This window comes from Thioalkalivibrio sp. ALJ21 (genome assembly GCF_000378605.1).
In the GTDB taxonomy this organism is placed as follows: domain Bacteria; phylum Pseudomonadota; class Gammaproteobacteria; order Ectothiorhodospirales; family Ectothiorhodospiraceae; genus Thioalkalivibrio.
In genome coordinates, this window is record NZ_KB905158.1 from 182466 (window position 1) to 208196 (window position 25731).

Below are 25731 nucleotides of genomic sequence, written 5' to 3' on the forward strand. Positions count from 1 at the left end.
GGCGCCCCAAGACACTCATCACTACGGAGATAGACCATGACGACAGAACAAGACACCTCGAAAGACCTTCTGGGGCGGGAATTGGCAGCGCGTTTTTTCAGGGGGGAGATCGAGTTTGAATTCACGATCAACGGATCTGGAGACAGCGGCTCGGTGGTCGAGGCGCTCGTTTCGCCTTCGCCGTTTCATGTCGGAACCTCAACCGAAGCGCCGTCCTGCTCGTTCGTGGAGGAGCTTGGGGTGCTCGCCGAAGATCGACACTGCGATCTATTTCCAGGTTGGGAGGTTGATGAAGGTTCGAATGGATCTGCGACGCTGCGTGGGGACGCTGCGGCTTTCGCCGAAGGTCGCCTAGGGGTCACTGCCGTGAGCGAATCGGCCTTTGGCGAGGATACCCTTGTCGCGGGGAGCGAAGATGAAGGCAACGCCGTGTACGAGACCGAGTTTGGCGAGCCGCAGCGCGAAAACTGGACCCTGAGCGAACAGGAAATCCTGGATTCTGGCATTGCCGATGCGGCGGCCTTTGCTCGCGCTCAATCAATGGCCGAAAGAATGAACAGCAACGCCTCCCCATCCCCAGCCGCCGCCAGCCCTGCGCGCCCGAGAATGTAGCGCGAATTAACCATAAGTGGTATTGTTCTTGCGTTTATGGGCTGCATGATCTAATCTGCGGTGACTTCCGACATGGCGCAGACGCATGAATGCTGGTGGTGACGCTAACCTTCGACCTGTGACACCAGGGGAGCCGAGCCTCCTCCATGAGGGTGTCACGCACGAGGCAGCCTTTCCGGTCAGGCTCCCAAACGGGAGCGCACTAACGGGGTATCGGATTTCGTGCTCAGCCTGCGGGGAGAGCGTTCCAACCCCTCAGTGCAGGTTCCGAATCTTGACCCCGATTGAGCATACGCACGTTATTGAGGCGGCCGGACTTTGCGACTCATGTGCCGTGGTGACCACCAGCTGGCGCCGGCTAATGCCGGATGGGCGCCTGCAGTGGCAGATGGACAACGGAGCCTGGGTGGAGACCCCATTCCTGCAGTCGCGCCCAATCCCCTGGTGGGATCTTTATCGTCTCTCAAGACGCCTCATCAGGCGCGCACTGCGGAATTCTCAAGCGTGATCCCGGAAAGATGGGAGCCACCCCTTCTTGAGGCGCCCGATGAGCCCAGCCTCCCCGTTGAACCCGGAGCGGCTGAGCCCGATGTCGGCTGGGTGCTAATGAAGCGGCGCGACTTCGACTTTCTGTTTCGGCCCGCGCTGGACCAGGCGGGCGCACCGAATCGATTCACCCTGAACGACACGGGATCGATCCTTCGCGAGGTTTGCTCCCAGGTGGAGCCGTTCGCCCACCCCGGAGGAGCCATCATGGCCTTGCGCATGAAAGGGTATCCGAAGCAGTTCTCGATCTGCCTCCCGGCCTCGATCGATTTCGACGTAATCACTCCCGGGTCAATCGTGATCATGCGGTCTTACGAGGATTCACAGGATCTTGTCCGCCGCATGCATGCCCGCGTACCCGTTCGGGCCACCAGCAGCGACGTCCTGTCGAATCTTTATGCAGATGCCTCTCGCAACGGGGGCTTCAACTTGGCGGCACTTGCGGACTACGAGCGCATGACCGGGGGCAGTCAGCTTCAGCAAGTCGAGGCCCTGGCGCCTCCCCGGGGCACCCTAGAGCAGGGGTTGAGGGATTCGCATTTGGCGCATTCATTGGGCATCCCGAGGCGCCGACTCACTGAAATGCCGGACCCGGAAGAGATCGAAAAGAAATGGATCCCCGCGGCCTTCGCAGCCGAGCAATCCAGGGCGCTCTCCAGCTCCGTAAACCCAACCGATCAAAGGCCGCGTCAGCGGCCACGACTGTGAGCGTTCCTAGGAGGCCAAGGATTATGGAGTCTCAATTACACTCCAGTGTTGATCGCACTCTGCGATCCATCGAATTTGGCGGACCGAATCAGCCTCGGGCTTTTCGCGTCCTGCGGCTAGGGCGAGCCGCATGATGCCGCACCCATCCGTTCGCGAAGCCCTTGAGCCGCGAGGCACCGGCGATCTCTTGCTCATTGGGAAAGTTCATTTTGAGCGCATTCTTCAGCCTTGCGCGCCAATTTCCGACCACCAGATTCTCCGGGGGCCGTCCAGCGAATCGGACACCGTTCTGTTGGTCGAGCACTTTGACGCCAGAAGGGACCTGGCATCCCCAGGCGCCGAGGACCTTCGTGACATCTTGGAATGGATCCCGTTTCTTGGTGGCGACGTCGTTCATTTCTCGGAGGGCTCGATCATGCATATGGCGTGCTATCGCCCCGAGTGGCTCCAGGATGAGCAGGATGGCGAGGTGAATCTGCGGCAATACATCCATTTCCCGGCTGGGGATGGCCGGCAATCGACTGAGAGCCGCCACTCTTCATCTTCCGTCGACCAGATCCTTTCCGGGGACTGGGATGCCAACGATATTCTCGCGACCGGTGACACGCGCTCGATGCAGCGCTACCAGGACACATGGCGCGCGAGTACAGGGCTCACCCGTATTCCGACGCCTGGGGCTTACCAGAAGGTGACCCCTTCATTCTGCCTTGCCGTTCTGGGGGATCTGATCACGTCGGAGCCGGATGAGCGCACGCGCAATCGCATTGAGGAAGGCAGCGCGGCCTTCCGCGGCCGTCTTATGGGCGCTCAAAATCGGTCCCTTCGCGATGAAGTTTCGGCTATTCATTCCGCGCCACATCGCCCGCGACCGCGCCTGTAGCCAAGCCGACCGAAACGAGATTCCAGCCATGCGCTACGCCCACAAATTCAAGCTTCAGCGCGATTTTTCCAGCGACGAGTGGGCTGGCGTCGTCAAGGATGCGCTGTCCCTTCAGGCCAACCTGGGCACGCTATCGGATCCTAGCGGGCTCAATCTCATGCGTGACCCAGTGATCCTGGAGGGGGTTTCTGATGAGCATCCTGAGCGAATTTTCGATTCCAAGGAGGAGCGTATCGTCTTCATCGACGCGTCGCCCGGTATCTCGTATGGAGCGGTCAAGGGGGTGAATTTTGGCTACTTCGTGCTGAACCGCTCTACGCGGAGCCCGAGCCTGCTGGGGAACGCGTGCAATACCGCCCGAAAGCCTTACGACATCATGGTGTGCGCAACGCTGATTGCGGCCTACGACCGGGCCCCGGCCGCGCTCTCGATCACATCCCATGGCGAGCCCAAAGACTGGGCTCCCGCCCAGGCCTTTGCCGAGCACACGCTTGGCCGCCCCTTAAAAATTCCTGCCGGGGTATTCCCGGCGCCGACTCCGCGCACCATCCGACGCGGCCCTTAGCTCACAAGAGGACGGTTTCAGCATGGGTTATGCGCACTACATGAAACAGCAACGGGACTTCACCGAAGATGAATGGTCGGGGACCGTAAACGACATCCGCGCCCTGCAGGCCAGGCTGCCGAAACACTCTGAATCCGCCGGCGGGTACTATCGAGACGCGCCGCTGGCCATTACCGGGTTAGACCCGGATCTCCCTGCCGAGCAGATCTATGACCCCAAGCACGAAACGATCGCATTCAATGGGTGCGCCCCGGGGGATGGGGGCGATGAAGAGGACCTCTCCCACGAATCTTTCAGCCTCAACCGACTCAAGGACAGCCAACACTCACTCGAAGGTTTTTGCAAAACCGCCCGCAAGCCTTATGACTTGATGGTGTGCGCATCCCTGATCGTAGCGGAAGACCGCGCTCCTGGGGCCCTCCGCATCCGGTCGGATGGGGACCCTGGCGAATGGGCCCCCGCTCAGGCGTTTGCCGAACAGGTGCTGGGGCGCCCGCTCAAGATCCCCGGTGGCGTCTATCCGACCCCGACACCGAGAACGATCCGGAGGGGCCCGTGACGGCGCCTCTCGACTCCTGCATTGACCGGCTGCTTGCCGGCGAGACGCTTTCCTGCCAGGTCTCGGGAATCATCGAGGTCTTCCCGTTTGCGGATGATCCCGATCTCCTCGGGATCGTCAAAGGCATTCGATTTCCGAGTGATCAGGGCTTCTCCCCGCCTCAACAATCAACTGCAGACGAGCTCTTAACGCCGCTGGCGGAAGCGCTCTCCGCCCATCTGAACCGATCCCTTTCAACCAAAGGGGAGTCCCACTACGAGGGCGTTTTCGATGTGTCGGTCGTTCGCGATGAGACAGCCGGCCTCAAACTCGATTTCGACCTCTCTCTGCGGGGCGAGCCCAAACCCAAGACCTATAACCTGGCTCTCGATCTAGACGGCCTGAAGGAGGAATCGGCGCTTTGTCCGTTTATTCATGGCCGTGATTTTCGGGACCAGGGTTGGAGTGCGCTTTCCCGGCACTCCGGACTCGATCTGATCCGTCTGGAGGAGGGCGAAGTGAGGGCGTATGCCCCGCACAGAGGCGAGATGGTCGATATCTCACCCCTGATCCAGCAGGCCTGTGACGCCTACCCGGATCTTCAGGCGCTCCTGCACGCATCCGTGGAGCACGACGTCCCTCTTGAACAATTCTTCAAGCTCGAGGGTCCTGCGCGGAACAATGCGGTGCATTTCTCCCGAGTAGCCGTGAGCGAAAAGGATCACGCCCCCCTGGAGTTAACCGTGACGCTCCATCAGCACGAGGCTGCTCCACTTCACCCGGTCACTCGCGGAGAAAACGCCAATATGGCACCCGTGCACGTCGGCCGGTCTCGCCCGGACCGAATTCCCGAACTCCCGGGAAAGATCCCGGAGCTACTTTCGCGGATTCTGGCGCGCGACCTGCACCAGACTGCAGACTCGAGCGCCGCGCTAACTGAGCACTCCAGGCGCCCTAGGGCCCGACTTTGAGGCTGAAATGAGCGCACATTCAGGCCCCACCCATACACTCGCCCTGGTCGCCCAGCACCTTCATGAAGGCGGCGCCGCATCCTTTCGTGCGCGCGTCGAAGTCAGCGATCCGGGAGGATTCCCTGAGTTGAAAGCACAGGGCCGGGCGCTTGCACTGCAACCGGCGCATGAGCGAAGCCTAGAGGCCATACCTCCCGCATCCTCTGATCCAGTCCCACAAGCTCTCGCCGCAGTCGCCAAGCCTTTGGTGGATTATCTTGGCGCAAAACAGCCTTTCGATTTCGACTATGCGTTCGCTGGATGGGTCGAGATCCGCCTCGATCCCTCGACCGGGGCGCTGGTCCTGGCGCATGAAGGCGAATTTCTCCTGAATCCGGCGGAGTCCTTGCAGCACGTCTCGATCTCACCGGGCCACGCCGCCTACAGCGCCATGAACCACCTGATTGAACACTCAGGATCACGCTTTGCGCCGGGCGCCCTGATTCTGCGGGACGATGAGATCCGGGTTGAGCGAAACCCTAACGGCGAACTCAGCATGCGCGTTCAAGGGGGTGGCGACCTCGATCTAGCCCGGGTCGCCCTTGAGTGCGGAAATCGTTCGCAGCTGCAGTCCATTTTTGATGGCGTGCGCGACGGCGACCGTGAGTCATTCCTCAAACTGGAGGGCGCGGACCGATCCGGAGCCACCCACCCATCTCGAATCCAGATCGAACGGCATCGAGGCGGGGAGCTCCGGATGGTACTTGTGGTCGCGGAGCACCCCTGGGAGTCGCACCCGACTTCAAGCCTGACCCCGGGTTCTCTCGAACGGCCGCTGGCACTAACGCGGAACGAGATCGATCAAGATGAGGACCTTCAAGAGGACCTCGGCCCTCTGGTATCGAGTCTTCTGCATGCTTCCCTGAGCCGCGAGGTGCGCGACCCAGGTGTGGGCTCCCCCCTGGCTCGACCCCGTCCACGTATGTAACCGGAGCACACTTGATGCCGGAAGAGAGAACCGATTTTGAGCATTTTGTGGAGAGGCTCTGGAGAGGAGCGACCGTGCACGCCTCTTTCCTGGCCGACACCGGGACCGGCCTTGCTTACATAACGCATCCGCTGCCTGCCGAACTTGGCATCACCGACAGAAGGCCAAAGGATCCAGGCCATCAGCTACGCAGCGCCCTTGATGAGCTTGTAAAGGAGTCGATTGCCGCGGTTGGGGTCGACCCCGACCGAGACCATTGGGAAGGCACGGCAGGTTTCTCCTTGACCCCTAATGGGTCGATTCAGGTTGCCTTAAGGGCTGACATTACGCCCCCTGCGCGGACTTCCTCTGCGTCGTCGCGTTATCCGATCCCAGCCTCGAATGGCGACAAGAGATGGCTGGCGAAGACCCTGGTTGAGATGGAACTGGGGGGGTACCCCACGCCGGACGAAGACGAAATCATGGGGCAGTTCCCGATCCAGGTCGAACTGGACGATCTATACTTGCATACCCCAACGACCGGGCGGCGGGGCGCCCTTAAAGAGATCCGATCCCGATCTCTTGAAGGCCTGGACTTGCGCGAGCTGCTGCGAGAGCACCTGGATCTTGATCAGGCCATCATCAACTCCATGCAAATTCCGCAGAACGATGCGGCCGAGTTCGGAGCCCCCAAAATCGAGTCCATCCGGTTTTCTGTGGAGGCCCCGCCGGAAGGCCTTGATCCGTATTTGGAGGCCGGCGACCTGTCACTACGCATCGATCTGGACTACACGACCTGCGATTCGTCCATCACCCCTCGCAAGATCGATCAATCCCCAGCGGGCCCGGACAATCCCGTAATTCTGTCGCGCAAAGAGCTCACCAATCTGGCCCCCTTGATCCTGGCTGAGCTGAATCGACTGGCGGCAGCCTCGATTGCAAGTGAGGCGCAGCCAGCCTCCATCACCCGGGCTCGCCCAAGGCTTTGACATGAACCATCAAGAGGCTCACGAACCACTTCTCGATACACTCGCTCGCCACCTTATGGCCGGCCACGCATTCTCATTCTTCGCCAATGTTTCGGTTGAGGATCCGGAATCCAGGCCGCTGCTCAGCGGGTGGGGCCTCGATCTCGAGCTGCGCCCCTTGGACCTACGAAGCAATGAGGCACCGGATGACGAGCGCTCCATACCCCTCCCGTCGGCCGTGCTCTCACTGGCGGAGTGCTTGGTGGAACATCAACCTGACATGCAGGCAACTCATCGGGACTACATGTTCTCGGGCATGCTCCAGGTGGAGCGCCCGAAGGAGGGCGAGGGGTTGCTGATCCACCATATCGGCGAGATCGTTCCAGAGCCGGAGGAAACCGAATACCAGGTTTCCTTTCGGTACGGCGACCCGGCATACGAGAAAATCTCGGACATCCTGCGGCATTCGGCATCGCATGTCACACCCGGCGCCCGTACGTTTTCGGGGCAGGAATTGGCGGTCGAACACGACCCTGACAGCGGACGCCCCAGTCTCTCTGTTGCGGGCCACTCAAACATCGACCTGATTCCGATACTGGAGTCGGCTGGCGCTGGAGACCGTCTGAAACGGCAGCTCGAGCATCTGCAGGACCTAGATTGGACCGCATTCTACGACCTGCGAGGCTCCGACCGCCACGGTGCGGCCATCCCTTCCGTCTTGCGCCTGGAAAAGGTCCAGGGGGATGTCATCAGGATGACACTTAGGGTCGCGCAGCACGACGATAGAGCCCATCCCACCGCCTCTCTGGGGCCTGAGGCCAACACTCAACCTTTCCTGCTGACGGCGCGCATGGCCGAGAAGACGCACAGCGCCACGAATGAACTCGCTCCGCTGTTCGCGCGAGTGCGTCAGCAGGAGCTCAACAATGTTTCGGAGTCGACATGCGAGAGAACACGAACGCGGCCGCGCCTATAGGCGATCATCCGGCCACTCACGAAATCGTACTGGGCATCGACACTCCGGAGTCCGACGCCTTTGCGAACTGGCTGCAAGCGCGCGGGCATACGGCCAAGCTTGGATATGGTGCTGGCAGCTATGTTGATGGCGCCTGGGTGCGCTCCGATGCCGGCGCTGCGTTCATCCTGGACCGCCTGTGGGCGGAATATAGTCGCGACTAACCGACTTGAATCGGGCGATCTCTGGCAGCATCTCCAGATGGCCCGCTAGACAAAACAATATCACTCTGGATAATCTTCCAGAACACCATGACAAATAAGGAAACGGACGATGGCCTCTACAAGAACAGAAGGAACCCACACCGGCGTCACCCAGGAAGCCTTCAAGGCTCAGTATCGTTCCCCGGGTGGCGCCACCATTGAGGTCCCGGTCGAAGCCGGCATCGCCTGCATTCGCCTGGACGACCCTCAGGGTGGTCGATGGGTGCTGAATGATGACGCCTACGTGAATCGGACTATGGGGTCGTTTTATGGCTCAGAGGCCGAACACTACGGGGTCCCGGTCCCCGAAAAGCACGTCGGCCAGATCGAACCCGTCGCTGCTCCGGCCGCGCGCCGCGGCATGCGGATGTAATCGGGATCCTCTGACTGGGCATCGATACAATCGAGACCAAGAAGCGGGCGCTGGCGGACCAAGGCCGGGCTATGCCGCCCGCATCGGATAAGAGCCGCGACGCCCTGCAGACGCCGCGGATCACGCCAGCCTATTAGTCGTCTGGCTCTGTGCCATCAAACAGGGTGCATTGATCCTCCTCAGAAGGACAGATGAGCGCGCGCGAGGACCGAGCGGTAAAGCCCAGCATGGCGACTCGTGATCCCGGCGGGTAGATGTAGACGACCCCCAAGGGCTCGCCGACGTACGCAAGCTCCACCCCTGGCTCGATCAGGTCCTCGGCCTCCCGGGTCATGGTCCCCAGCCTCACGTATTGCTCGACCGCGGGGCTCGTACCTTCGGGCTCGCAGATAACGGACAACCCCGGGTAGCCGCCCCAGGTATCGTCATTCCAGTGCTGCACGCTCTCGGCAATACAGCGATCGGTGAAGGCATCCGCGACCTCAGCCGGATGGGGCCGACCCATCATCCGCCTTGCCTCCGCGTAATCCCGGGTCAGGACCGCATCGTTCTTTTGGTGATGCTCGATGAAGGCATCGATCCCATCGGTCTCGCTGCTACAGCCTGAAAGGCCGATGGTCGCGATCAACCCGGCCGCAAGGATCCAGGGCAAGGGAGCGAGGGCTCGTCCATTTGATGGCTTCGCTGCTTTCATGATGCTTTTCTCTCCTTGTGCGGTTTCTGCTTCCTGACTTTTCTGAGATCTCCCATCAGCTCCTGGACGAGAATCTCGTCTTCGTCCTCCCAGTAGAGATCGCCTTCTTCAGGGGCCCAGCCATCCTGGTAGACCCACCGATCCGCAAGCGCCGCCGGCGCAGACAGGCGAGGAAGTCCTTCGCTGTCGGGCTCGAGATGGGCCTGCATCAGGGCATACCAGGACCGAGGACGATGAACCGCTCGGGCCCGCTCCATTCTGGGCGCCCCCCTGCTGTGCAGTGACGCCACCTCAAGGGTCCGCGGACACTGAGTGATCCAGCCGGCATCACGCAGAGGCCCAATGCCGATCTCGATCGCTGAAGGTACCGCGCTACGCACGGCCTCACGGTAGTGATTGTCCTCAGCATCTGGGTAGGCGGCGACATTGAAGTAGACCCCCGTGCGCCCACCAAGCGGCCGAATCCAGTGCCCCTGCGCCATGCGCCGAAGCATCGTCCGAGCCTGCGTTGGCTCAACGCCCTGAACCCGAACAAAATCATTCAGGTGGAACCAGGGCGCCATCCTCAGCAGGCGGTCTTTTGTGGAGATGTATTTCACGACGATGGTTTCCAATTCCAGCCTACTAGGGCCCCATTCGCCGCGGGCGAGGGGGTTCCGGGGCCAGCTCGGGCTTACTGCTCAAAAGGGTTTCGCAGAGCGCGCGAGCCTTGGCGTCCTCCTCGAGGGCTCGCCCGAGGTTGGCGGCAAAGGCCGATGCCGCCTTCTGGGTGTTCTCGACCCAGCTGCGGGCGAGGGCATCGACATCGGACGGGCTGTAGTGCTCCGGGAGAAAGGCCTCCAGCTCGTCCTTTGCGCCCTGGACGTGCTCGTCCACGTCGGCGCGGGCGAACGCTTCCATGCCCCGCTGATGTTCTCGGGCCGTGTCCAGGAGGTCTTGCGCCGTCCAGTCTGCCTTCGAGTAGAGCGAGGCACTCACGAAGTACCGCTCAACCATGGAATCCTGAGACAACGACTCCGTGAGGGTCGCCCGGTCCCGGCTCTCGTGCACGAGCCAGGCAATGTCGTGGACATCGCGATACTTCGTGCGCGGGCGCGCCGTGAGCGCAAACAGTTTGTCGGCGAGAATCGAGTCGGTATCCGCAACGGGGAAGGGCGTCGAATGGCCATCCGGACGCGCCAGCGGCCGCACCTGCGCATTGTATTCCTGGACCTTCTCGCGCTCGGCCGGCCAGTATTCAACCTTGGTCATGGCCTTGCCGAGGCGTCCGGCGACGGAATACTTGAACTCGAACAGCTCCAAGGGGTTGCCCTCGCGACCTACCTTCTCCTTCATCTCGACCTGGGCGCTGGCGTCCTCGGCCACAAACGCGGCCTCTACGCGCCGGCGGACCTTGCGCATCGTCTCGACCAGGCTATTGCCGACCAGGTCCTGGCTAATCAGGAAATCGAGGTCCTCCGAGCGCCGCGGGCTCTGATGCCCCATGTGCAGTGCGGTACCGCCCTGAAACGCGACATCATCCGGCGACCACTGCGTGACGCGCGCCAGGGCCTCGAGGACATAACTCTGGAGCCGCTGCCCCAGCTCCAGCTTTTCCTTCTGCGTCCAGTGCGTCGGCTTGGCGTTCCTTCCCATTACTCGGCCCCTCTTGTCTGCGCCTTATTCTGCAAATAAGTGTACAAATTTGTACACTAAACTGCAAATTATTGCCGACACCCAATATGGATCCAATGGAGCCAGGTCTAGGGTTCTTAGGGGCAGTCTCCGGCCAGGGCTCGGGCGCGCGCCCATCGCTCGGGGTCGAAACACTGAAGACGCTGAATCCGCGGCTCGAGGTCTTCCCATTCCCGGCGCGCGAGCACCATGAACGCTTCCTTGGCGAGTCGGTTGTAGGCGTCAATGACGGGAATGACCGCGGCATTGGTCTGCCGCCTCATTCGGAGCGCCTTATCAATCGCGGCTTCATACGAGATGGGGTTGCGGGAGGTCGCGAACGGAAAGCGTGCTTTGCGCACACCCCCGGTTTCCGGGCAGCGGTAGTGAAGATCCACGCGCTCGCCCTTTTTGGTCGGCACCCGATAGATTCGCATGTATCCGGTATTGCTCCGGGTGGCATCGTCTTCCGTTCTCGGGTGGTCGATGGCGATGTATTTGGCGCGAAAGGGGAGAGCCTTGCACAACGCGTTGCGGATCGAGATCGCTTCCCTTAGCGCATCCACGCCCTCGCCATATACGACCTCCTTGTGAAGCCGATCCTTGCGCTCGTCCCACATCGCAACCTGGAACCGGTTGGTGAGCTTCGAGATCGAGTGAAACGGGCACCCTGGCGTCGCATCCTCGGTTGGATGCCATCCGATGCGATCGAAGATTGCGTGATCGGCCGGGCAGGGCGCAACGGGGCGGGGCACGGCTTCCATTTCGATTCCTCTACTGAGACCTGACAGACATTCCGTAAGTGGTATTGTATGGGAATCTGTATCGGGCTGCATCTTCATGCCCCACCCAACGAGCCTGCGCGAGGTACGGCATGCCCCAACCGAATGACTACTCGAAGCCCCTTGCGGATGCGCTGGAATCGTTCTCACCGTCTTCGGGGGTTCTCTGGATGTACCGTTCGCACTGCGAGCGGCTGATCAAGCCATTCGCACGCGAGATCAATGGGAACCGTGTAGAACCACCCCTTACCTTTCGCGGGGTCGCTGAGGCGGCGATGGCAGTAAATCCCCGCGCGAATCCGGGCGCCGCCCTCAATCTGACGGAGAAATACGAAGGCTTTCGGATGCGAGAGCTCGGGGGCTCCCGTGACGGGCGGGTGGTCTGCATCCACATCGACGCCGACACTCGCCCTGAATTTCATCTCCACCTCGCGATGGCTTACGGTCGCGTGCTGTGCCCGACTTTCCCGGTGCCCATGGATTTGGTTTCCCGTAATGGCGAGGCCTATGACCTAACCATGTTCCGGGAGCCCTGCGGAAAGCGCGCAAATGGCAAGTTCCGCACTATCCAGCACCGCTATGATCTATCCCCTCCATACGGCAAGAAGGGCGCTGCGCATTCGTCCATGGCACTGAACGCGATCGGCTCCGGCCTGGAGGCGACGGGCTGGGACTCCATCGATCACGCGGCGACCCGTGGCGCTACTCCGGATGTGCGCGAGTGCGACTCCATGGCGGGGTTATGTGGATTCTTCGGCGTCACCGGCAGTGACGAACTCTTTCTTGCCAGGCAGACAGAGCGAGCGGTCTCGGAAATGCTGCGGCTGCATGAATCCATTCCGCCCGGCCTAGGTCCCAACCTGGACGAAAGCGACCTCGCGTTTAGGTCATCACTCCTTCATGTCTGCCAGGCGCATGCTGCCCAGGCGGATTTGAAGGATGTCGCTTTGCACGCCTCAGGTCGCTTAGAGCACCCCGTGCAGCGTGTTCGTATGCGGCTTTAGGGGCCTGCCTGCTGACCCTTGAAAACCGTATGTGATATTGTTTATTCGACCTGAGAAGCAGGGCCGGCAAGAGACTTGGAATACGCGTTCTTACGCCCCTTCCTCGACCGGAAAGCGTCGCGTTTGTAGCGAAAAGGAGCCTCCATGAATGACGGGACCAATCGCCCCGAAGAAATCATCCGAACAGGGGAGGCCTTCAACCTTCTGGTCCACCTGGGGGACGAATACGACAACGCGGACAACCACCTGGTGGCGACCCAGGACCTGAACCTCACGAAGGAAATGAATCGCTACGTTCTCTCGCTAGCCGAAAGCGCGCTAGACCGCGGCGAGGATCCCTGTGAGCTCGACCCATTCGATGCCGAGGAATTCATTGGGTTCGTGAACTCGCTCGTTCGCCACGGGTTGGCCGAGCACCGCAATCCGCGAGCAATCTTTCTCAACGATACCGATGCCCCCTTCGGCCTAAGCACCATCAAATCACCAGAAGAGGCGGGTCGCCAGGTCCTGGAAAAACGGCGCCAGGCGCTCAACGAATCCGCGTGCGATGCCCCGAGCGCGCCAGCACGACCACGACCACGGATCTAATCAAGGGAGCGGCATGAGCGACTTCATCATTCACAAAGGGTGCCTGTGCGAGATCAAGGCAGCGGAAGGGGCCGGGCCCGCCGCCAATGCGCTCGCTCGTGCGTGCCATCGGATGCAATGATGCCTTCGCCCCCCGATCGCTCGCCCTCCCAATCGAAGATCGCCATTGCGCGCGTCCCGTATGCCCTGTTTTCGAACGACTACCTTCTGAGCCAACCCGGCGGCGACAACAGCGAGGGCAATCGGCTTTGGATCTGGATGCAGCGCGAGAACTACGACTGGCTGATGGATCCTTATCTCGCACAGAGCCCGGACCATCCCGACTGGTATGAGATGACGTCCCTTGGCGGGGGCCTGGATCCCGAAGACCCCGTTGGAGGCCCATCATGGATCGGGTCCAAGATTCGTCCCTGGCAAACGGAAAACGGCCGCGACCTGGTCATCCTCGAGGTCGCAACACCTAACGGCCTGATGAGGCCGAGCGCTCGCTCTCTGCCCACTTGTGTTCCGATCGACTGGGTCTCGGTGAGCCAGAACGACACGGTGCCGACTGGAAAAACGCAATCCATTTCGGTCTCTTTCGGTTCGGTCCGCGCCCCCGCGCTTGATAGCAAAGAGGTTTTCTTGCCTCATCTTGATATGCACTGGGGGCCAGAAAAGCTTCCCGGCCGGGTTCTGAAACTGGACGCCCAAACCGGCGAGGCGGATCTTTCGTGGTTCTACTCCCGCTCTCGCCAATCGATTTCGAATCAATCCGTATCAGCCGACCAGCTTTCCTTTGATTTGGGCATGCAGAAAAGCGATATCGCGCTGACAAAACAGCCGCCGCTCACCCATCGCCGCCTGCTCGAAGCACAACAATCGAACGAGGCGGTCGATCCCATCCCAGCCCGATGGCTGGAGCATGCCGCCAACCTCAAGATCGCCCGGGACCTCCAGGGCGCCGCGAATGCCGCGGTAACTCCAGACGCGGCCGAGACCTCTGGGGCCACCCTCCGGAGGCCTCGGCTATGAGCTGCCTGGACGATTGCATCCGGGTCACCCCAACCCTCAATGATTGGTTTTCCTCGTCTGACGAGATCCCATACTCAGCAGACGATCGCAAAGACCGGGCATGGATCTGGATGCGGCGCCATGAGTTCGATCTCCTGTTCGCGCCCTATGCGCAACCCGCCCCCGACCGCCCGGGCTGGTACCACTTATCGCCAGGAAGCGGAAACACAGAGGAATACCCCATCGCGGGCGCTGAATGGCTCGAGGCGGAATTCCGCGCCTGGCAGACGCTGAAGGCGGGCACGGTGGTGACCATTGAGGTGGCGACCCCGAACAGTGAGATGGCGAGTCTTTCGCTTCCCAGATCGATCCCAAGCGCGATCCCGATGGACTGTTTGAGCTACACACTCGAAGAATCTGGAAAGATGGGGCGGTTTTTCCTTGGCTGCCAACGAAATGCTCCGACTCTGGATTCGGATGGCTATCGAGACAGCTTCATCTCAATCCTGAGGACGGGCCCTCGCCCTTCGGAGATCCCCCTCATCCTCCCAAATAACTCTCGGACTGGGATGCTTCATCTCTCTAAGCTAAATCCCGCTTTCGCGTCCGAAGCCTCAGGTTGGGAGCGCGAAAACGTTCACGAAAACCTTCGGCTATTCCATGCGGTGGCCGACACACAGAGTCCAGACTTTCCGCTGGCGGAGCAGCCGCTTCCAAGTATTCGAGATCTTGCCCGCGTCGCGGAGCGAATGTCTCCCGAGCCCTCTCAATGGACCCTGGGCAAGCACTGGCTCGAGGATGCCTGCGCGCGCACCCTGTCGAGGGAACTCCAGGCGGCTGGCAATGCAGAAGTCGGCGCATCCGCAATCGCCGCACCGCGGCACTGCTCTCGCCCCCGGATGTAGAGCCGAATAATCATGCAAAATCGCACCTCGACACCAGCGAAAGACGAGCTTCCTTTAATCGGCCCTCCCGAAGGCCCCGACCACACACCGATCAAAGACGACGACGGGGGCGTCGCCTGGATCTTCATGCGGCGAGATGATTTCGAGCTGGTCGTGAATCCGTTCCTGTCCCCGCTGGGCGCAAGCGGCCGAGACCTGAATCGATGGAAACTCGCATTGGACCTGGGCGATGAGTTTCAGCCGGATCAACTGGGCCCGATTGGGCTGTTTCGCACCCATCATCCCGAGATCCAAGCACTCCGGGTATTCCCCTCATTCGCGCCCATCCGTGATACCTGGTCGCGTCTGCCAATCCGGGTGCCTTTCGATGTCGTCCAGAAGTATGCCCATAGGTCCATACGCCCAGCGCGGGGTGAAAACGGCGATCTACTCGGATTCAGTGCCAGAGATTCCCGCAAGCTCTCCCAGCGGGGAAAGAAGGATCAGCAATGGTTCTGCGAAGCCCTCAACGTCGGCTATCCTGCGATTGGGGCGTTCCGCACTCTCGGATATTCCAGAGACGCGATCCGGGCCCGTGTGGACCTCCCGCTGTATCCGGGGCTAACGCGTGAGGACGTTATCCAGATCATGGACAGGGCCAAAATGTACAGGGCCAAAATGGACATCGACAGCGCGCGCTCCCGGTGCCTGAGCCGCGTATTCGATGCGAGCAGTTGGCGCCAGGCGAACGCGCTCGCGGAGCAGGTTCCAGCTGCAGCAACCCAAACTCGAGCGAGGCCTCGCCTGTGATAGACCCGAACACAGTCGGCACCATGCGCGACCTGCATCCGCGTCAGCGTCTGAACCTTGATCACGTCATCGAGAGCCACCCGGCTGTGCACTGGTTCCTGCTCAAGGAAACCGATGCCGAAGTTCTGTTCGACCCCTTTATGGTCCGGGCGCCGGAGAAGGGACGCGGTCGCTTTAAGTTCGAAGATGGCACCGGGGCGCTGCATTGGCGGAAGACCCATATCGACTTCGCGCACCCCAACCAGGACTCCGAATTACGCTGGGTGCGCGCGGAGTATCCGCAACAGATGGTCTACACGGATCCGGAAGAGGCCGAGAACCTCCACACGCTGCTTCTCAACGCCTTTCCTCTCGGTCTCTCCGTGGATTCCCTTCACGAAAAAGCCGTTCGTTGCCTGCGCCCGATCCAGAAAGAGGGCGGCTCATTACCGATAGGGAAGGCCGAAATTCCGATTCCCCTGAAGAGGATGCTGACCGGCGATCGAGAGCTATGCCTCCTCGGCAAAGACTGGATCGATCAGTTCCCGGAACAAGGGGTGGATCTTGAGAGGCACTTAGCACTCGGTCTGGAAATGGATCCTTTTGTCACGCGGGTGTACTCCGGAAAGGATCAGGTCTCACCAGATCTCGCGCCATCGTTTCGACCCGCGAATCTGAAGGACCGGGCGCCGCTTTCTCTGTCCGGGCTTGAAGCCTCCCTGGAGAAGCCAACGATTACATTTGGGCGACTCGCTCAGCCCTGGTTCGAAGGGGTGATGGTTCATATGCGACATCGCGCGTTGGCGGAGGAGGTCGCCGGACAACCTCATCGATCGCGCGCGAGGCCCCGTCTGTGAACGCCTATCCACCGCTATCGGAGTTCTTTGATCTCCAGGGACAGGGGTTTTCGAAGAGCGCAGCTCTCGATCGTGAGGATCACGCTCGAATGAGCGCATGGATCTTCCTGCTGCGCGACGATTTCGAGCTGCTGTACCGGCCGCACCTGGATCCGGTCTCGGATGTGCGCTGGCGGATCGACCCGGCGCCCACCCCCTTTAGAGATCTGGACTTCGTCGACTACGAGTTTGCCGTGTATGCCGCCCCCAATCCCGGACAAATCGCGATCCACCTAGAGGAAACACAGCGGGACGGGCCGGCCGACTGGCTCCTGGATGCCCGGCTGGCGGGTATCACCAACCTCCCGCCGATCAACATGCAGGCAATCGTTGTGACGCCATCCGGTACCGGCGGATCAGCTACGACATTGATGATGTCGCGACGGGCACCCGCGATCCAAGACTCATCCGACCCCGTGCTGATCGCCCGGCACATCAACGTTACATCAGAAACCGAGCAGTACGGCTGCTCCGTCGCTCCGGGGCCCGGGCTTTCCTGGCTGGATGAGAGCGTCCAAACCGGTACCTTTGACCCCGAGGACCTTTTTAGTCGCGCGAGTAGCACCCGGGCCGACCACAGCTCCAAATGGACCCGCAAGGCCGGGGACTGGTGGAAGCGACCCTTGAGCGAATCATCGCCGCTCCAACGCCGGGACCTTGAGTGGCTCAAGCCCTTCGCAACCGGGGACTCGACGGCGGCACCCCCAGGAAGCTTCACCGAGTTTCATCTGGACCCGGATTTTCTCGAAACCATCGATGCCCGAGCCCGAGCGCGGGCGCTGAGCAAGGTAGCGGATCGACAGACGACCATCCCGCGACCGTCTGCCCGGCCGCGGCTTTGAGACGTTGACCTTCGTCGTTGTGGCTCAGGACCGCAACGGTTTCTTTCTCGCGATGATCCGCCGCTTTCGCTCCCTTTAGTCATCCAGGAGGGTGTGATTACCCACGGGCTTCCAGAAAGGGCACTGCTCCCGCTGCATCCCGGGTTCAGCATGGATGCATTGATCGGAACGGTCCTCGTCGAGCACACACTCTGGCAACACAACCCCTTCGATGTCGACCTCAACGTGGCACCCGCAACGATCCCCGGTCGCTTGCGGATGGGTGAAGGCGGCCTCCGGCTCTTTCGCATCCTGATCCTGTGAGTGCTTGGCCAGGGCCGCCAGAAACTCACGCACCCGCGGCATCACATACCGATCCCGAACCCGCTCGACCACCATGACGGAACCGTTGTGGTGCTCCTCCCAGCGCCGCCAGCGGCGCTTGTGCAGCTCCAGGATGTCGCTGAACTGGTAGGTGTTCCACTCCACGCTTTGACCGGCGTCCCAGGACCAGTACCACTCGGCCGCGATCTCCTCGGCACTCAATGCGAGCAGGTCCTTGTCAAAGGAATCGGCCAGGTCCTCCATGACCGCCTTGATGTCGCTCTCGTCCACCACAGCAATACTCCTTTCTGTCGCTTTACGAGCGCGCTGGGCGCCGATCTTGTAGCGCGTTCACGAGGCGGGAAGCTGCATCCGTTTGTCGCAGCATTTCGATTACTTCCGGGGTCTCGGACTCGAGCGCATCGACCAGATCCACCGCATGCTGCACGAGAGGGTTGTTATTGACCGATTGATAACGCTCGTGGCGGGTGAGGGCGGCGCGCGCCTGACCCCACTCCTTAGGATCTTCCCACTCCGGGCGTCCGCCTTCGTCATCCGCCCACTTCTGCCCGCACTGGTCGCAGATCTCCCACAGCACGCCGCCGCGGTGGGTGTCCTCATGCATGCAGGTGTTGCGCTCGTCCCGCCGGAGCACTGCCTTGAGCGCCTCAGCAAGTTCGCTGTTGATCTCGCGAAGGGTCTGGATCTCTTGGTCACTCATAGCGTGCGTCCTGATATCGGGTTGCGATGGATATTATCGTAATACGTTTTCTTTTAACTTGTCAACCTCGTAGTCAACCCTTCTCGAAAACCACGACCCAGTCGTAATCGCCTTCGTCGTTGTCTTGCATCTCGCACCGGATTGATGCGTTGCGGTATTTTTTGGGAACGATCATGGGGAACGCGGCGATCAGCTTGCGGACCTCGCGCACGTCCCATTGGTCGATGATCCTGTGGGCTTCACGCTCCATTTCCTGCGCTTGCTCCACGCAAAGCTCACGGTTTTTCGCGCTGGACGCCCCGAGGTCATTCAGTACACTCGGAAGCGCCTCGATCAATGCTGAAACGCTGAATCCTGAAGAAAACGGCGAGGTTACCTCGTGCCGAAAAATGGGTTGGAGGCCTTTTTCTTTCGCGGCCTCTTTCAGCTTCTCGAAGGGGATGATTTTCTGGCTCATGGCTTTCCTTTCTGATGGACGAGACAACAAGACACCCGAATCAACCCTGCCGATTTTTCTTTTTCCCGCACTCGGGGCACTGCTTCAGGATGTGTCGAGATTCCCCGCCAGATCCGCAATCCGGGCATCGCCAGTGCAGCATCCCATCGCTCCGCACCAACACCCCGCAGCAGTTCTTGTATTGGAGTCGGCTGTGTCCAATCACGGCGCACCTCATGGCGTCTGGTTTCGATGAATATCATCGTAATACGTTTTCTTTGGCTTTGTCAACCTTGCCGTCAACCGCTGTCAGCCGCGATCAAATTCGTCTTCTTGTCCAGCAATTGGCCTACAAGGCGGGGTGGGCCGGGCGAGCCCTGGTTTCCCTCGACCCGGCGGATGAAGCGGCGGCCATGTGGCCGGCCGGATCCCGCTGCCCGTTCGGAACTGGGTGTGTCCGGCGTGCAGCACTGAGCACGATCGCGACGAAAACGCCGCGATCAACATCAAAGCCGCCGGGCTGGCGGTGCTCGCCCTTGGAGAGGACGTAAGATCCGCGACGTGATCGCGTCTAGGGCAGACCTCGATGAATTGGGAACCTCCGTCCGCATAGGCGGATAGCAGCCAATACTCATCACCCTGTGGTGATCGGCTCCACGGCGAGCATCGCCTTCCCGGCTTGGGTGAGTTGATACCTCCCCGCTGAAAGGTGCCTGATAGCACCCTTGTCCGCCAATCTATGGATCATTGCCTGGCCTATGTCGTAGGTTCCATCGTCCTGCGTTGTCTGAACGAACCTCACAATAGCCATCGACTCGTCGTTATCCAGCGCCGGCACAACCACATACCCCTCCGGCACGGCCTTGGTGAGCAACTCCGGGCTCTCGCCGCGCTGGTGCAGCATCATCGCGAGGTTGGCGATGTCCTGAAAATTCCCGGGATTCCCCTTACCGAGATGCTCAAACAGCATTCTGGCCAGCATCTCTCCTGAGCACTGCTCGGGGTCATCCCAACCGCCGCGACCTTTTTCACGGGCACCGGCCAGCTTCTCCTTCATCGCTGTCGCGAAGCGGTCCACGGCCGCGTCGTCAGGGTGTTGTGCTGGCGGGTTAGGCACGGCGGCCAGTGCGCACCTGTAGGCCCTCACAAAGTCCTGCCACTCACCGTCCTGCCGGTGTACAGGCCATTGGGCCATATTCTCCGGGATGCCCGTAGCCGCCGACGTCATTTTCGGGTCCGGCTCCATCGGCGCTACTTGCCACCCCGCCGGCAACCTCTGTGGTTGATCGTCTGGGCAAGGCTCGAATTTCTCCTGAAACTCGGCCGCATTGATCAACCACTGAGCGGCGTTGTCCGGATTCCGGGCGATCACGTCTCCGGGCCTGGGGCTTCCGTTCAGTTCGTCCTCCCGCGAGATACTGACTTTTCCGGCGAGATCTTCCCCTTCGATGTACGGGCGCACATCCACGATGGTCTTGCGGCGGTATTTCTTGAATGACTCGTCCATTTTTCTATCGCTCCTGTTCCTTTCGTTGCGCCTACTCCAGGGTCTTACCCCATGCCTTCCCAGCGTTGCCGGCGCTGGCGATCGCTCGGCCATCTGGCAGCTCGACCACATACCCTCGAATTCCGAGCGCCTCACGCTGGCGGAACCGGGGATTTCTCCAGGGCGTCGGCCTTGGGGGCGCGCCCGGCATTGGGCCGCGGGCGAACCCTATGCGCCCCGGTTCTCGCAGGACACCCATTCAGTTCCGGTTGCGCATCCACCATCTGGGCGACCTTCTCATAGTGCTCATCGCTAATCTCTTTCGGGAAATACTGGTCGTAGAAATAAAACCCAGCCCAGATGCACAAGAACAGCGCAAGGAGCTGGTTGAGCGAATTACGAAGAGTCTCGGATAGCGTCGGCTCTTCGATTCGAATACATTGAGACTCCGCTGCTTTATTCATTTCTCGCCCCGCTTCCACGCTGGGAGGGCACTGCCCGCTCGTTTTCCTCGATAGCTCACGACTTCAGCCGCAATCAACAGGATAATCAGAATGGCCGCAACGGATGCCGCCGGGGCCATCAGGAACGCCTGCGGCTCGGGCAACTGTAATTGCTGCCCATAGGCATTGAGCGACATGAACCCAGCAGCAAAAATCAGTTGCACGTTCGCAAAGGTCAACCCGGTCAATAATGTACCTTCTGTATCCTTCCTGGAGCGTACGGGTTTTTTCTGCATAAGCTCAGCGAGGCCGGCCACAACCATAAGCATGGCGGTGGCCCAGAAGACCGCCAGGGTCACAAGCAAGACCTCGAGGTTGCGCGGGATGTCTTCGTCGTTAAGGTGGATGTCAAGGGCTCGAAGTGACACGATCAATCCGAGTGCCGCGAACAGCAGGGCTTGTCCGCCAACCTTCCATTTCGTCATTGTGCCCACCCGCCTCTATCGCTTTTTTCGTTTTCCTTATCTCTTATTGAATGGTATTACGCTATCAATGCTGGTGTCAACCCATTCGTCAACTTATTAGGTAGATTTTGGGGTTTCCTGCTCGGCTCTATGGGCGCTCCCTCAGCCCTGAATGGCATCGAATTCGCCTAGCGCCAGACTGCACCCCTGCCGGGCCACGGAGCCCTGGTGGGCCGCGAGCAGGTGCTGGCGGCCAAGACTCAAGAGTTCAACGAGAAGATGGTGTACTTCTATGTGTCGAAAGACGCCACGCAGATGATGACCTTTCTCGCCAGCTGTTATCCTGATGGTGAGGCCATTATCAGCCCCTCGCCATCGCGGAGCCCTCGACCTAGGGGGTCGATGAAAACTGCGCTCAAGCAGGATCACCCGCAACACACCACCCATTCCGAGGTGCCCTTGTGCGCAACCGAACACCGAACAACGTCCACCCGAGACCCCTGCACCATTCCGTGGCGGCCACGGATGACTGCCCATTGCACGACAACCCCCAATCCGGGTGGCTCTTCATGCACGCGACCGACAGCGAGCATCTGCTCGAGCGGTTCTGCCACCTTTCGCGATTGGAGCCGCCGCGATGGCGCTCATCGGCCCCGCAGCTTCACGAACTCTGGGCGGGGCGCGCGATCGAGTTCCTGGACAGCCCGCAACCGGGTATTCGGGTTGTTCGTTTTGAGATCGGGACCCACGAAAGCACACCCGATGACCGAGATGCCCGCGGGAGCGACGGGATCTTCCTTCATTCGCTGATCACGGCAATCCCGGGTGCGCCGGCACTGGATGCGCTTTTCAAAGACCAGGTCCTGGTGCAGCGGCCCGGCGAGGTCGAGGGCCACTATGCCTATGGTGTTGGAGGCTGGGTCATGGGGCAGCGCGATCCAGACATTCCGACCCAGAGCCCGCTCTCGCGGGATCCCTTTCGAAACTGGTTGCGGAAAGCCTGGGTCGACGGCGCCATGGATATTGATTCCATGGACCGAGCGGTGGAGGAGGCTGAACCCAGCGTCAAAACGGTGCGCCACTTTCTGGGTACGGATTTGGGCGACCATCACGAAGTCACCAGCGGCTCCTTGCACCTATTGAGGTCAAGGCCGCGCGCGCTGGCGGACTTCATGAATTTTGCGGCATCCCCGCGCGCACAAAAACGGATGGATGATTCCGGCACGCGAGCATGGCTGGAGGGGGAGGGCGGTGTCATCGAGACCCTAGTGGCGGACCGGAAGGTTGCCCTGGATTCGGCCGCGGAACTCCAGCACGCGGTACCCGATCCCTCCCGACGGCGGGCGCGACTCTAAAGCGCAGCCTGAGGCTTGATCCCGGGAGGGGTCGATTGTCTGCATTTTGCGCATAAAGTATCATTAACGAAATAATTTCGTTCGCCAGCGGGCCTTTATGCGCAACCCCCCAGTCAGCGACATCATGTATGCAGCTCAAAATCTCGAGATCAACGAGGCGCTGGTTTGGGTGGCTCCGGAGCACTACGAAAACCTGATCCGACCCATTGCGCTCGAGACCAATGGGCCGCAGCGGGCGCCGGCGTTTCATCTTGAGGATCTTGAGCCCCCTGTGCAGCACCCGTTGACCGACGACGATAAGCACTTTACCCGCAAGCACGGAACACTGGCCGCCACCCGAATTGCCACCCCGGAAGATGGGTCCCCTTGGGTGATTCGTCTCGCACTCCAGCACAACGAACGCGAACCCACCCGCCACCAATGGGACTATCTGCGCGCTTTTTTCTGCACCCTTCCAGTCCCCGTGGATGTGATTCGGCCCGCAACCGGGAGCACTCCTCAGCCGATGGCGGATTTGGACCTTCTCCTGCATCGGCGCGACCCCCTGATTGCGGGACGTTCGTTGGTCTCCTGCCTCACTTCATCGCATAAAAGCTACTCGAGTCATCGGCTGGTTCAGGGTTTCCATTGCGCGCTCGAGAGCGGCGCCGGTTCCCTGGATCTCGAATCCTTGTGCCATTACATGGACGAGCACCCACTTCAACCCCACAAGGGATGGCTGCGCCTGGGCCCGAGGCTTCGGGAATCCCTGAGAGTCGACTCCTTGCGGGAAGCCAGTCTTTCTTCTCAGCGAACGCAATCACTGGAGGACCTTGTCCAGATGGAAGCCTGGCGGGGGCTCTCCGGGCCCGGCACGCGCGTACGGATTATCGAAACCGCGGAGAACCTCGTTCAATCCTGCGTGTCACTGGCACGAGCGAGCGCGCTTCGATCGGAAGTCACCGCGCCACAGGCGACTGTTTCGCGGCCCCGACGAAGGATTTAGCACGCCATGCCCATCAGCCCCGACGATAAAATGCTCCCGCTTGGCGGCTTCGTGGATCTTCTTTCCGAAGATGCCGATGCGTGGGCTCGCGACTACCTGTTCGCGGCCATTGATGCGACCGAACCGCCGAGCGGGCCCGGAGAAGGCGCGCTAAAGCGCTTTTACGTCGGCGAGATCCAGTTTGCTGCACCGGATGCATCCAGCTCCAAGATCACCCGGTTTCTGTTTCGAATGCCCGATGCGTCGGAGAAGGGCGATTCTGTGCGCCTCCCGCAGCATCGGCTTCGCCCGAGCGCTACTTCAAAGACTCCGACGACCCGGCGGCCGGCTACATTCTTTCAAGCCTCACGCAAAAGGCTTTGAGCCAAGAGGTCGCCAGCACCGCCACCCACCAACGGCGGTCGCGCGCTCGGATCTAGCCCCCTCTGTAGCGTCTAGTTTCTTTGACTCTAGATCGGTATAATGTCAATGAATCTATACCGTACTGGATTCCCCCATGCGATTCCTTCCGCCGCCACCCTTGGTTAGCGCCATGCAACAAATGGGGGCCAACATCGAGATCGCCCGCAAGCGTCGACGCTGGACCGAGGCCATGATGGCAGAGCGCGTCGGGGTCAGCCGGCAGACGTATTCCAAAATCGAATCCGGCGACCCCAGTGTAAGCTGGGGGGCGGTGGCGAGCGCGCTCTTTGTGCTCCAGATGACCGATCAGGTCTCGCAACTGGCGGCCCCGGAAAACGATCCCGTCGGGATGCACTTGAGCGAAGAAGATCTTCCGATGCGTGTCCGCCGCCCATCAAAAAGAGGCCGGTGAGCCATGGCGGCCACTGACCGAGAGATCGAGGTGTGGATCGACCTGATGGGAGACAACCGTCGTGTCGGTACCCTGCACAGCACACTCCAGCGCGGCCGCAACCTGGTTCGATTCGAATACGATCCGTCCTGGATGCAGTCTTCGGTGGCCTTCGCCCTGGAGCCGCGCCTCCCGCTCGTCCAGGGGCCCCAGTACCCCGATGGCGGATACGCTCTGTTCCCGGTGTTTACAGATGCGGCCCCGGATCGCTGGGGGCGCTACCTGATTGCGCGCGCTGAACAGTACGCGGCCGAACAAGAGGGTCGGGACCCGCGGGCGCTCATGGATATTGATTACCTGGTTGGATTGAGCGATCGACATCGAATGGGCGCCCTGCGGTTCCGAGATCCCGGTGCCGAGACCTTCCTGTCGGCGTCCCCGGAACCGATCCCTCCCGTCGCCCGGCTGCGAAAGCTTCAGGAGGCGGCCCGACACCTGGAATCCGATCGCGAGACTGCGGAAGATATCCGTTTACTCCTCGCGCCCGGATCGTCCCTGGGTGGCGCGCGGCCGAAAGCCGTCGTGGTGGATGAACGCGGCGATGAATGGATCGCTAAATTCGAGCGCGCCCAGGATCCACGCCCGATTCCCCGATGGGAGGCGCTCACGGCTCGGCTTGCCCACGAAGCCCGCATCCACACCCCCGACATCCAGATCATCGAAATCGATCAGCGGGGCATCTTCCTCTCCCGGCGGTTTGATCGCACGCGAAACAGTGAAGGCCGGGTGCCTTATGTCAGCGCGATGACCCTCTGCGGCAAACGCGACGGGGAGGAGGCGAGCTATATCGAGATCGCGCAGGCGATTCGACAGCACGGTGGGGCTGTTCAAGAAGACCTCGAGCAACTATGGCGCCGGATGGTGTTTAACGTCCTGGTGCGCAACACCGACGACCATCTGCGCAATCATGGGTTCCTGTGGAGCCGCGAGGAGGGCTGGCGCCTGGCCCCGGCGTTCGACATGAATCCAACGCCGCCCGAGGAGGGGGCACCGGTCCACGCCCTGGCGCTGGATGACCGCGGGGATCGTTCCTGCTCGATGGATCCAGTGCGGCGATCGGCGGGGCATTTTGGGGTTTCGACACCGGCCGCGCGACAAATCGAGGACGACGTTCGTCAGGCGCTATCCAGGTGGTCCGAACACGCCTCCAGCTTTGGGTTGAGTGCATCCGAATGCCGACGGATGGAGGGCGTGTTGCCGCAGTCCATGCAGCGTCGAAAACCGCGCTAAACCAC

The 25731-nt window shown here is 60.9% G+C and carries 34 protein-coding genes; 24 read left to right on the forward strand and 10 right to left on the reverse strand.

All coding sequences use genetic code 11. The features are described from left to right. Positions 1 to 36: 36 nt before the first annotated feature. The 11 genes from F579_RS0113720 to F579_RS0113775 all read left to right on the forward strand — a co-directional run bounded on the left by F579_RS0113720 (position 37) and on the right by F579_RS0113775 (position 8325). Positions 37 to 612, forward strand: a complete 576-nt coding sequence (locus F579_RS0113720) for a hypothetical protein (RefSeq protein ID WP_019025319.1) — start codon at positions 37 to 39, stop codon at positions 610 to 612. A gap of 504 nt (positions 613 to 1116) precedes the next feature. After that, the gene (locus tag F579_RS0113725) at positions 1117 to 1866 is read left to right on the forward strand and encodes a hypothetical protein (RefSeq protein ID WP_231365799.1); all 750 of its coding nucleotides are present in this window, start codon (positions 1117 to 1119) and stop codon (positions 1864 to 1866) included. Positions 1867 to 1996: 130 nt separating this feature from the next. Beyond that, positions 1997 to 2746, forward strand: coding sequence for a hypothetical protein (locus F579_RS0113730; RefSeq protein ID WP_019025321.1), 750 nt, complete (start codon positions 1997 to 1999; stop codon positions 2744 to 2746). 28 nt (positions 2747 to 2774) lie between these two features. Beyond that, the gene (locus F579_RS0113735; RefSeq protein WP_019025322.1) at positions 2775 to 3311 is read left to right on the forward strand and encodes a hypothetical protein; all 537 of its coding nucleotides are present in this window, start codon (positions 2775 to 2777) and stop codon (positions 3309 to 3311) included. Positions 3312 to 3333: 22 nt separating this feature from the next. After that, positions 3334 to 3870, forward strand: coding sequence for a hypothetical protein (locus tag F579_RS0113740; protein WP_019025323.1), 537 nt, complete (start codon positions 3334 to 3336; stop codon positions 3868 to 3870). Then, a complete protein-coding gene (locus tag F579_RS0113745) occupies positions 3867 to 4820 on the forward strand; it encodes a hypothetical protein (RefSeq protein WP_019025324.1) in 954 nt (317 codons plus the stop codon). The genes F579_RS0113740 and F579_RS0113745 overlap by 4 nt, the downstream gene beginning before the upstream one ends. 7 nt (positions 4821 to 4827) lie before the next feature. After that, positions 4828 to 5787 carry a hypothetical protein gene (locus tag F579_RS0113755; protein WP_231365800.1) on the forward strand — a complete coding sequence of 320 codons (960 nt, stop codon included), beginning with the start codon at positions 4828 to 4830 and terminating at the stop codon, positions 5785 to 5787. Positions 5788 to 5801: 14 nt separating this feature from the next. Then, complete coding sequence (locus tag F579_RS0113760) at positions 5802 to 6755, forward strand: hypothetical protein (RefSeq protein ID WP_019025327.1); 954 nt, start codon at positions 5802 to 5804, stop codon at positions 6753 to 6755. Position 6756: 1 nt separating this feature from the next. Further along, entirely contained in the window at positions 6757 to 7710 is a 954-nt protein-coding gene (locus F579_RS0113765; protein WP_231365801.1) for a hypothetical protein, read from the forward strand. Beyond that, positions 7677 to 7913 carry a hypothetical protein gene (locus tag F579_RS0113770; protein WP_019025329.1) on the forward strand — a complete coding sequence of 79 codons (237 nt, stop codon included), beginning with the start codon at positions 7677 to 7679 and terminating at the stop codon, positions 7911 to 7913. Before F579_RS0113765 ends, F579_RS0113770 begins: the two co-directional genes overlap by 34 nt. A gap of 109 nt (positions 7914 to 8022) precedes the next feature. Beyond that, a complete protein-coding gene (locus F579_RS0113775) occupies positions 8023 to 8325 on the forward strand; it encodes a hypothetical protein (RefSeq protein ID WP_019025330.1) in 303 nt (100 codons plus the stop codon). A 133-nt stretch (positions 8326 to 8458) separates the two neighbouring features. On the opposite strand, the gene F579_RS0113780 is transcribed toward F579_RS0113775, so the two are convergent. From F579_RS0113780 to F579_RS0113795, 4 genes are all read right to left on the reverse strand, one after another. Beyond that, a complete protein-coding gene (locus F579_RS0113780) occupies positions 8459 to 9019 on the reverse strand; it encodes a hypothetical protein (protein WP_019025331.1) in 561 nt (186 codons plus the stop codon). Beyond that, the gene (locus tag F579_RS0113785; RefSeq protein ID WP_019025332.1) at positions 9016 to 9633 is read right to left on the reverse strand and encodes a hypothetical protein; all 618 of its coding nucleotides are present in this window, start codon (positions 9631 to 9633) and stop codon (positions 9016 to 9018) included. Before F579_RS0113785 ends, F579_RS0113780 begins: the two co-directional genes overlap by 4 nt. 10 nt (positions 9634 to 9643) lie before the next feature. Beyond that, positions 9644 to 10654 (reverse strand): nucleotidyl transferase AbiEii/AbiGii toxin family protein, encoded by a 1011-nt coding sequence (locus F579_RS0113790; protein ID WP_019025333.1) that lies wholly within the window; start codon positions 10652 to 10654, stop codon positions 9644 to 9646. A gap of 116 nt (positions 10655 to 10770) precedes the next feature. Then, complete coding sequence (locus tag F579_RS0113795; RefSeq protein WP_019025334.1) at positions 10771 to 11436, reverse strand: hypothetical protein; 666 nt, start codon at positions 11434 to 11436, stop codon at positions 10771 to 10773. A gap of 110 nt (positions 11437 to 11546) precedes the next feature. Here F579_RS0113795 and F579_RS0113800 point away from each other — a divergent pair, with 110 nt between their 5' ends. The 7 genes from F579_RS0113800 (at position 11547) to F579_RS0113835 (ending at position 17450) form a co-directional block, all read left to right on the forward strand. Continuing rightward, positions 11547 to 12458 (forward strand): hypothetical protein, encoded by a 912-nt coding sequence (locus F579_RS0113800; RefSeq protein WP_019025335.1) that lies wholly within the window; start codon positions 11547 to 11549, stop codon positions 12456 to 12458. 144 nt (positions 12459 to 12602) lie between these two features. Next, complete coding sequence (locus tag F579_RS0113805) at positions 12603 to 13046, forward strand: hypothetical protein (RefSeq protein ID WP_019025336.1); 444 nt, start codon at positions 12603 to 12605, stop codon at positions 13044 to 13046. Positions 13047 to 13166: 120 nt separating this feature from the next. Then, positions 13167 to 14060 (forward strand): hypothetical protein, encoded by an 894-nt coding sequence (locus F579_RS0113815; protein WP_019025338.1) that lies wholly within the window; start codon positions 13167 to 13169, stop codon positions 14058 to 14060. After that, positions 14057 to 14944, forward strand: a complete 888-nt coding sequence (locus tag F579_RS0113820; protein WP_019025339.1) for a hypothetical protein — start codon at positions 14057 to 14059, stop codon at positions 14942 to 14944. Before F579_RS0113815 ends, F579_RS0113820 begins: the two co-directional genes overlap by 4 nt. A 12-nt stretch (positions 14945 to 14956) precedes the next feature. Continuing rightward, positions 14957 to 15733: a hypothetical protein gene (locus F579_RS0113825; RefSeq protein WP_019025340.1), complete on the forward strand. Its 777-nt coding sequence runs from the start codon at positions 14957 to 14959 to the stop codon at positions 15731 to 15733. Between the two features lie 23 nt (positions 15734 to 15756). After that, the gene (locus F579_RS0113830; RefSeq protein ID WP_231365802.1) at positions 15757 to 16569 is read left to right on the forward strand and encodes a hypothetical protein; all 813 of its coding nucleotides are present in this window, start codon (positions 15757 to 15759) and stop codon (positions 16567 to 16569) included. 89 nt (positions 16570 to 16658) lie between these two features. Then, positions 16659 to 17450: a hypothetical protein gene (locus F579_RS0113835; RefSeq protein ID WP_019025636.1), complete on the forward strand. Its 792-nt coding sequence runs from the start codon at positions 16659 to 16661 to the stop codon at positions 17448 to 17450. Between the two features lie 75 nt (positions 17451 to 17525). Here the strand turns inward: F579_RS0113835 and F579_RS0113840 are convergent, their stop codons facing one another. From F579_RS0113840 to F579_RS0113850, 3 genes are all read right to left on the reverse strand, one after another. Further along, a complete protein-coding gene (locus F579_RS0113840) occupies positions 17526 to 18044 on the reverse strand; it encodes a hypothetical protein (RefSeq protein ID WP_231365803.1) in 519 nt (172 codons plus the stop codon). A 25-nt stretch (positions 18045 to 18069) separates the two neighbouring features. Further along, entirely contained in the window at positions 18070 to 18474 is a 405-nt protein-coding gene (locus F579_RS0113845; protein ID WP_019025344.1) for a hypothetical protein, read from the reverse strand. Between the two features lie 73 nt (positions 18475 to 18547). Further along, a complete protein-coding gene (locus tag F579_RS0113850; RefSeq protein ID WP_019025345.1) occupies positions 18548 to 18931 on the reverse strand; it encodes a hypothetical protein in 384 nt (127 codons plus the stop codon). 430 nt (positions 18932 to 19361) lie between these two features. Here F579_RS0113850 and F579_RS15440 point away from each other — a divergent pair, with 430 nt between their 5' ends. After that, positions 19362 to 19475, forward strand: a complete 114-nt coding sequence (locus F579_RS15440; protein WP_231365839.1) for a hypothetical protein — start codon at positions 19362 to 19364, stop codon at positions 19473 to 19475. Between the two features lie 69 nt (positions 19476 to 19544). Here the strand turns inward: F579_RS15440 and F579_RS0113855 are convergent, their stop codons facing one another. From F579_RS0113855 to F579_RS0113865, 3 genes are all read right to left on the reverse strand, one after another. Continuing rightward, positions 19545 to 20417: a hypothetical protein gene (locus tag F579_RS0113855; protein WP_019025346.1), complete on the reverse strand. Its 873-nt coding sequence runs from the start codon at positions 20415 to 20417 to the stop codon at positions 19545 to 19547. A gap of 131 nt (positions 20418 to 20548) precedes the next feature. Further along, positions 20549 to 20860, reverse strand: a complete 312-nt coding sequence (locus tag F579_RS0113860; RefSeq protein ID WP_019025347.1) for a hypothetical protein — start codon at positions 20858 to 20860, stop codon at positions 20549 to 20551. Next, positions 20857 to 21324, reverse strand: coding sequence for a hypothetical protein (locus tag F579_RS0113865; protein ID WP_019025348.1), 468 nt, complete (start codon positions 21322 to 21324; stop codon positions 20857 to 20859). The genes F579_RS0113860 and F579_RS0113865 overlap by 4 nt, the downstream gene beginning before the upstream one ends. Positions 21325 to 21872: 548 nt before the next feature. Between F579_RS0113865 and F579_RS0113870 the strand changes: the two genes are divergently transcribed. The 5 genes from F579_RS0113870 to F579_RS0113890 all read left to right on the forward strand — a co-directional run bounded on the left by F579_RS0113870 (position 21873) and on the right by F579_RS0113890 (position 25726). Further along, positions 21873 to 22658: a hypothetical protein gene (locus F579_RS0113870; protein ID WP_231365804.1), complete on the forward strand. Its 786-nt coding sequence runs from the start codon at positions 21873 to 21875 to the stop codon at positions 22656 to 22658. Positions 22659 to 22755: 97 nt separating this feature from the next. Then, the gene (locus F579_RS0113875; RefSeq protein ID WP_019025350.1) at positions 22756 to 23643 is read left to right on the forward strand and encodes a hypothetical protein; all 888 of its coding nucleotides are present in this window, start codon (positions 22756 to 22758) and stop codon (positions 23641 to 23643) included. A 6-nt stretch (positions 23644 to 23649) separates the two neighbouring features. Further along, on the forward strand, positions 23650 to 24006 hold the full coding sequence (locus F579_RS0113880) for a hypothetical protein (RefSeq protein WP_019025351.1): 357 nt from the start codon (positions 23650 to 23652) through the stop codon (positions 24004 to 24006). 133 nt (positions 24007 to 24139) lie between these two features. Further along, positions 24140 to 24457: a helix-turn-helix transcriptional regulator gene (locus F579_RS0113885; protein WP_019025352.1), complete on the forward strand. Its 318-nt coding sequence runs from the start codon at positions 24140 to 24142 to the stop codon at positions 24455 to 24457. Positions 24458 to 24460: 3 nt separating this feature from the next. Next, the gene (locus F579_RS0113890) at positions 24461 to 25726 is read left to right on the forward strand and encodes a type II toxin-antitoxin system HipA family toxin (RefSeq protein WP_019025353.1); all 1266 of its coding nucleotides are present in this window, start codon (positions 24461 to 24463) and stop codon (positions 25724 to 25726) included. The last annotated feature ends 5 nt before the right edge of the window (positions 25727 to 25731 follow it).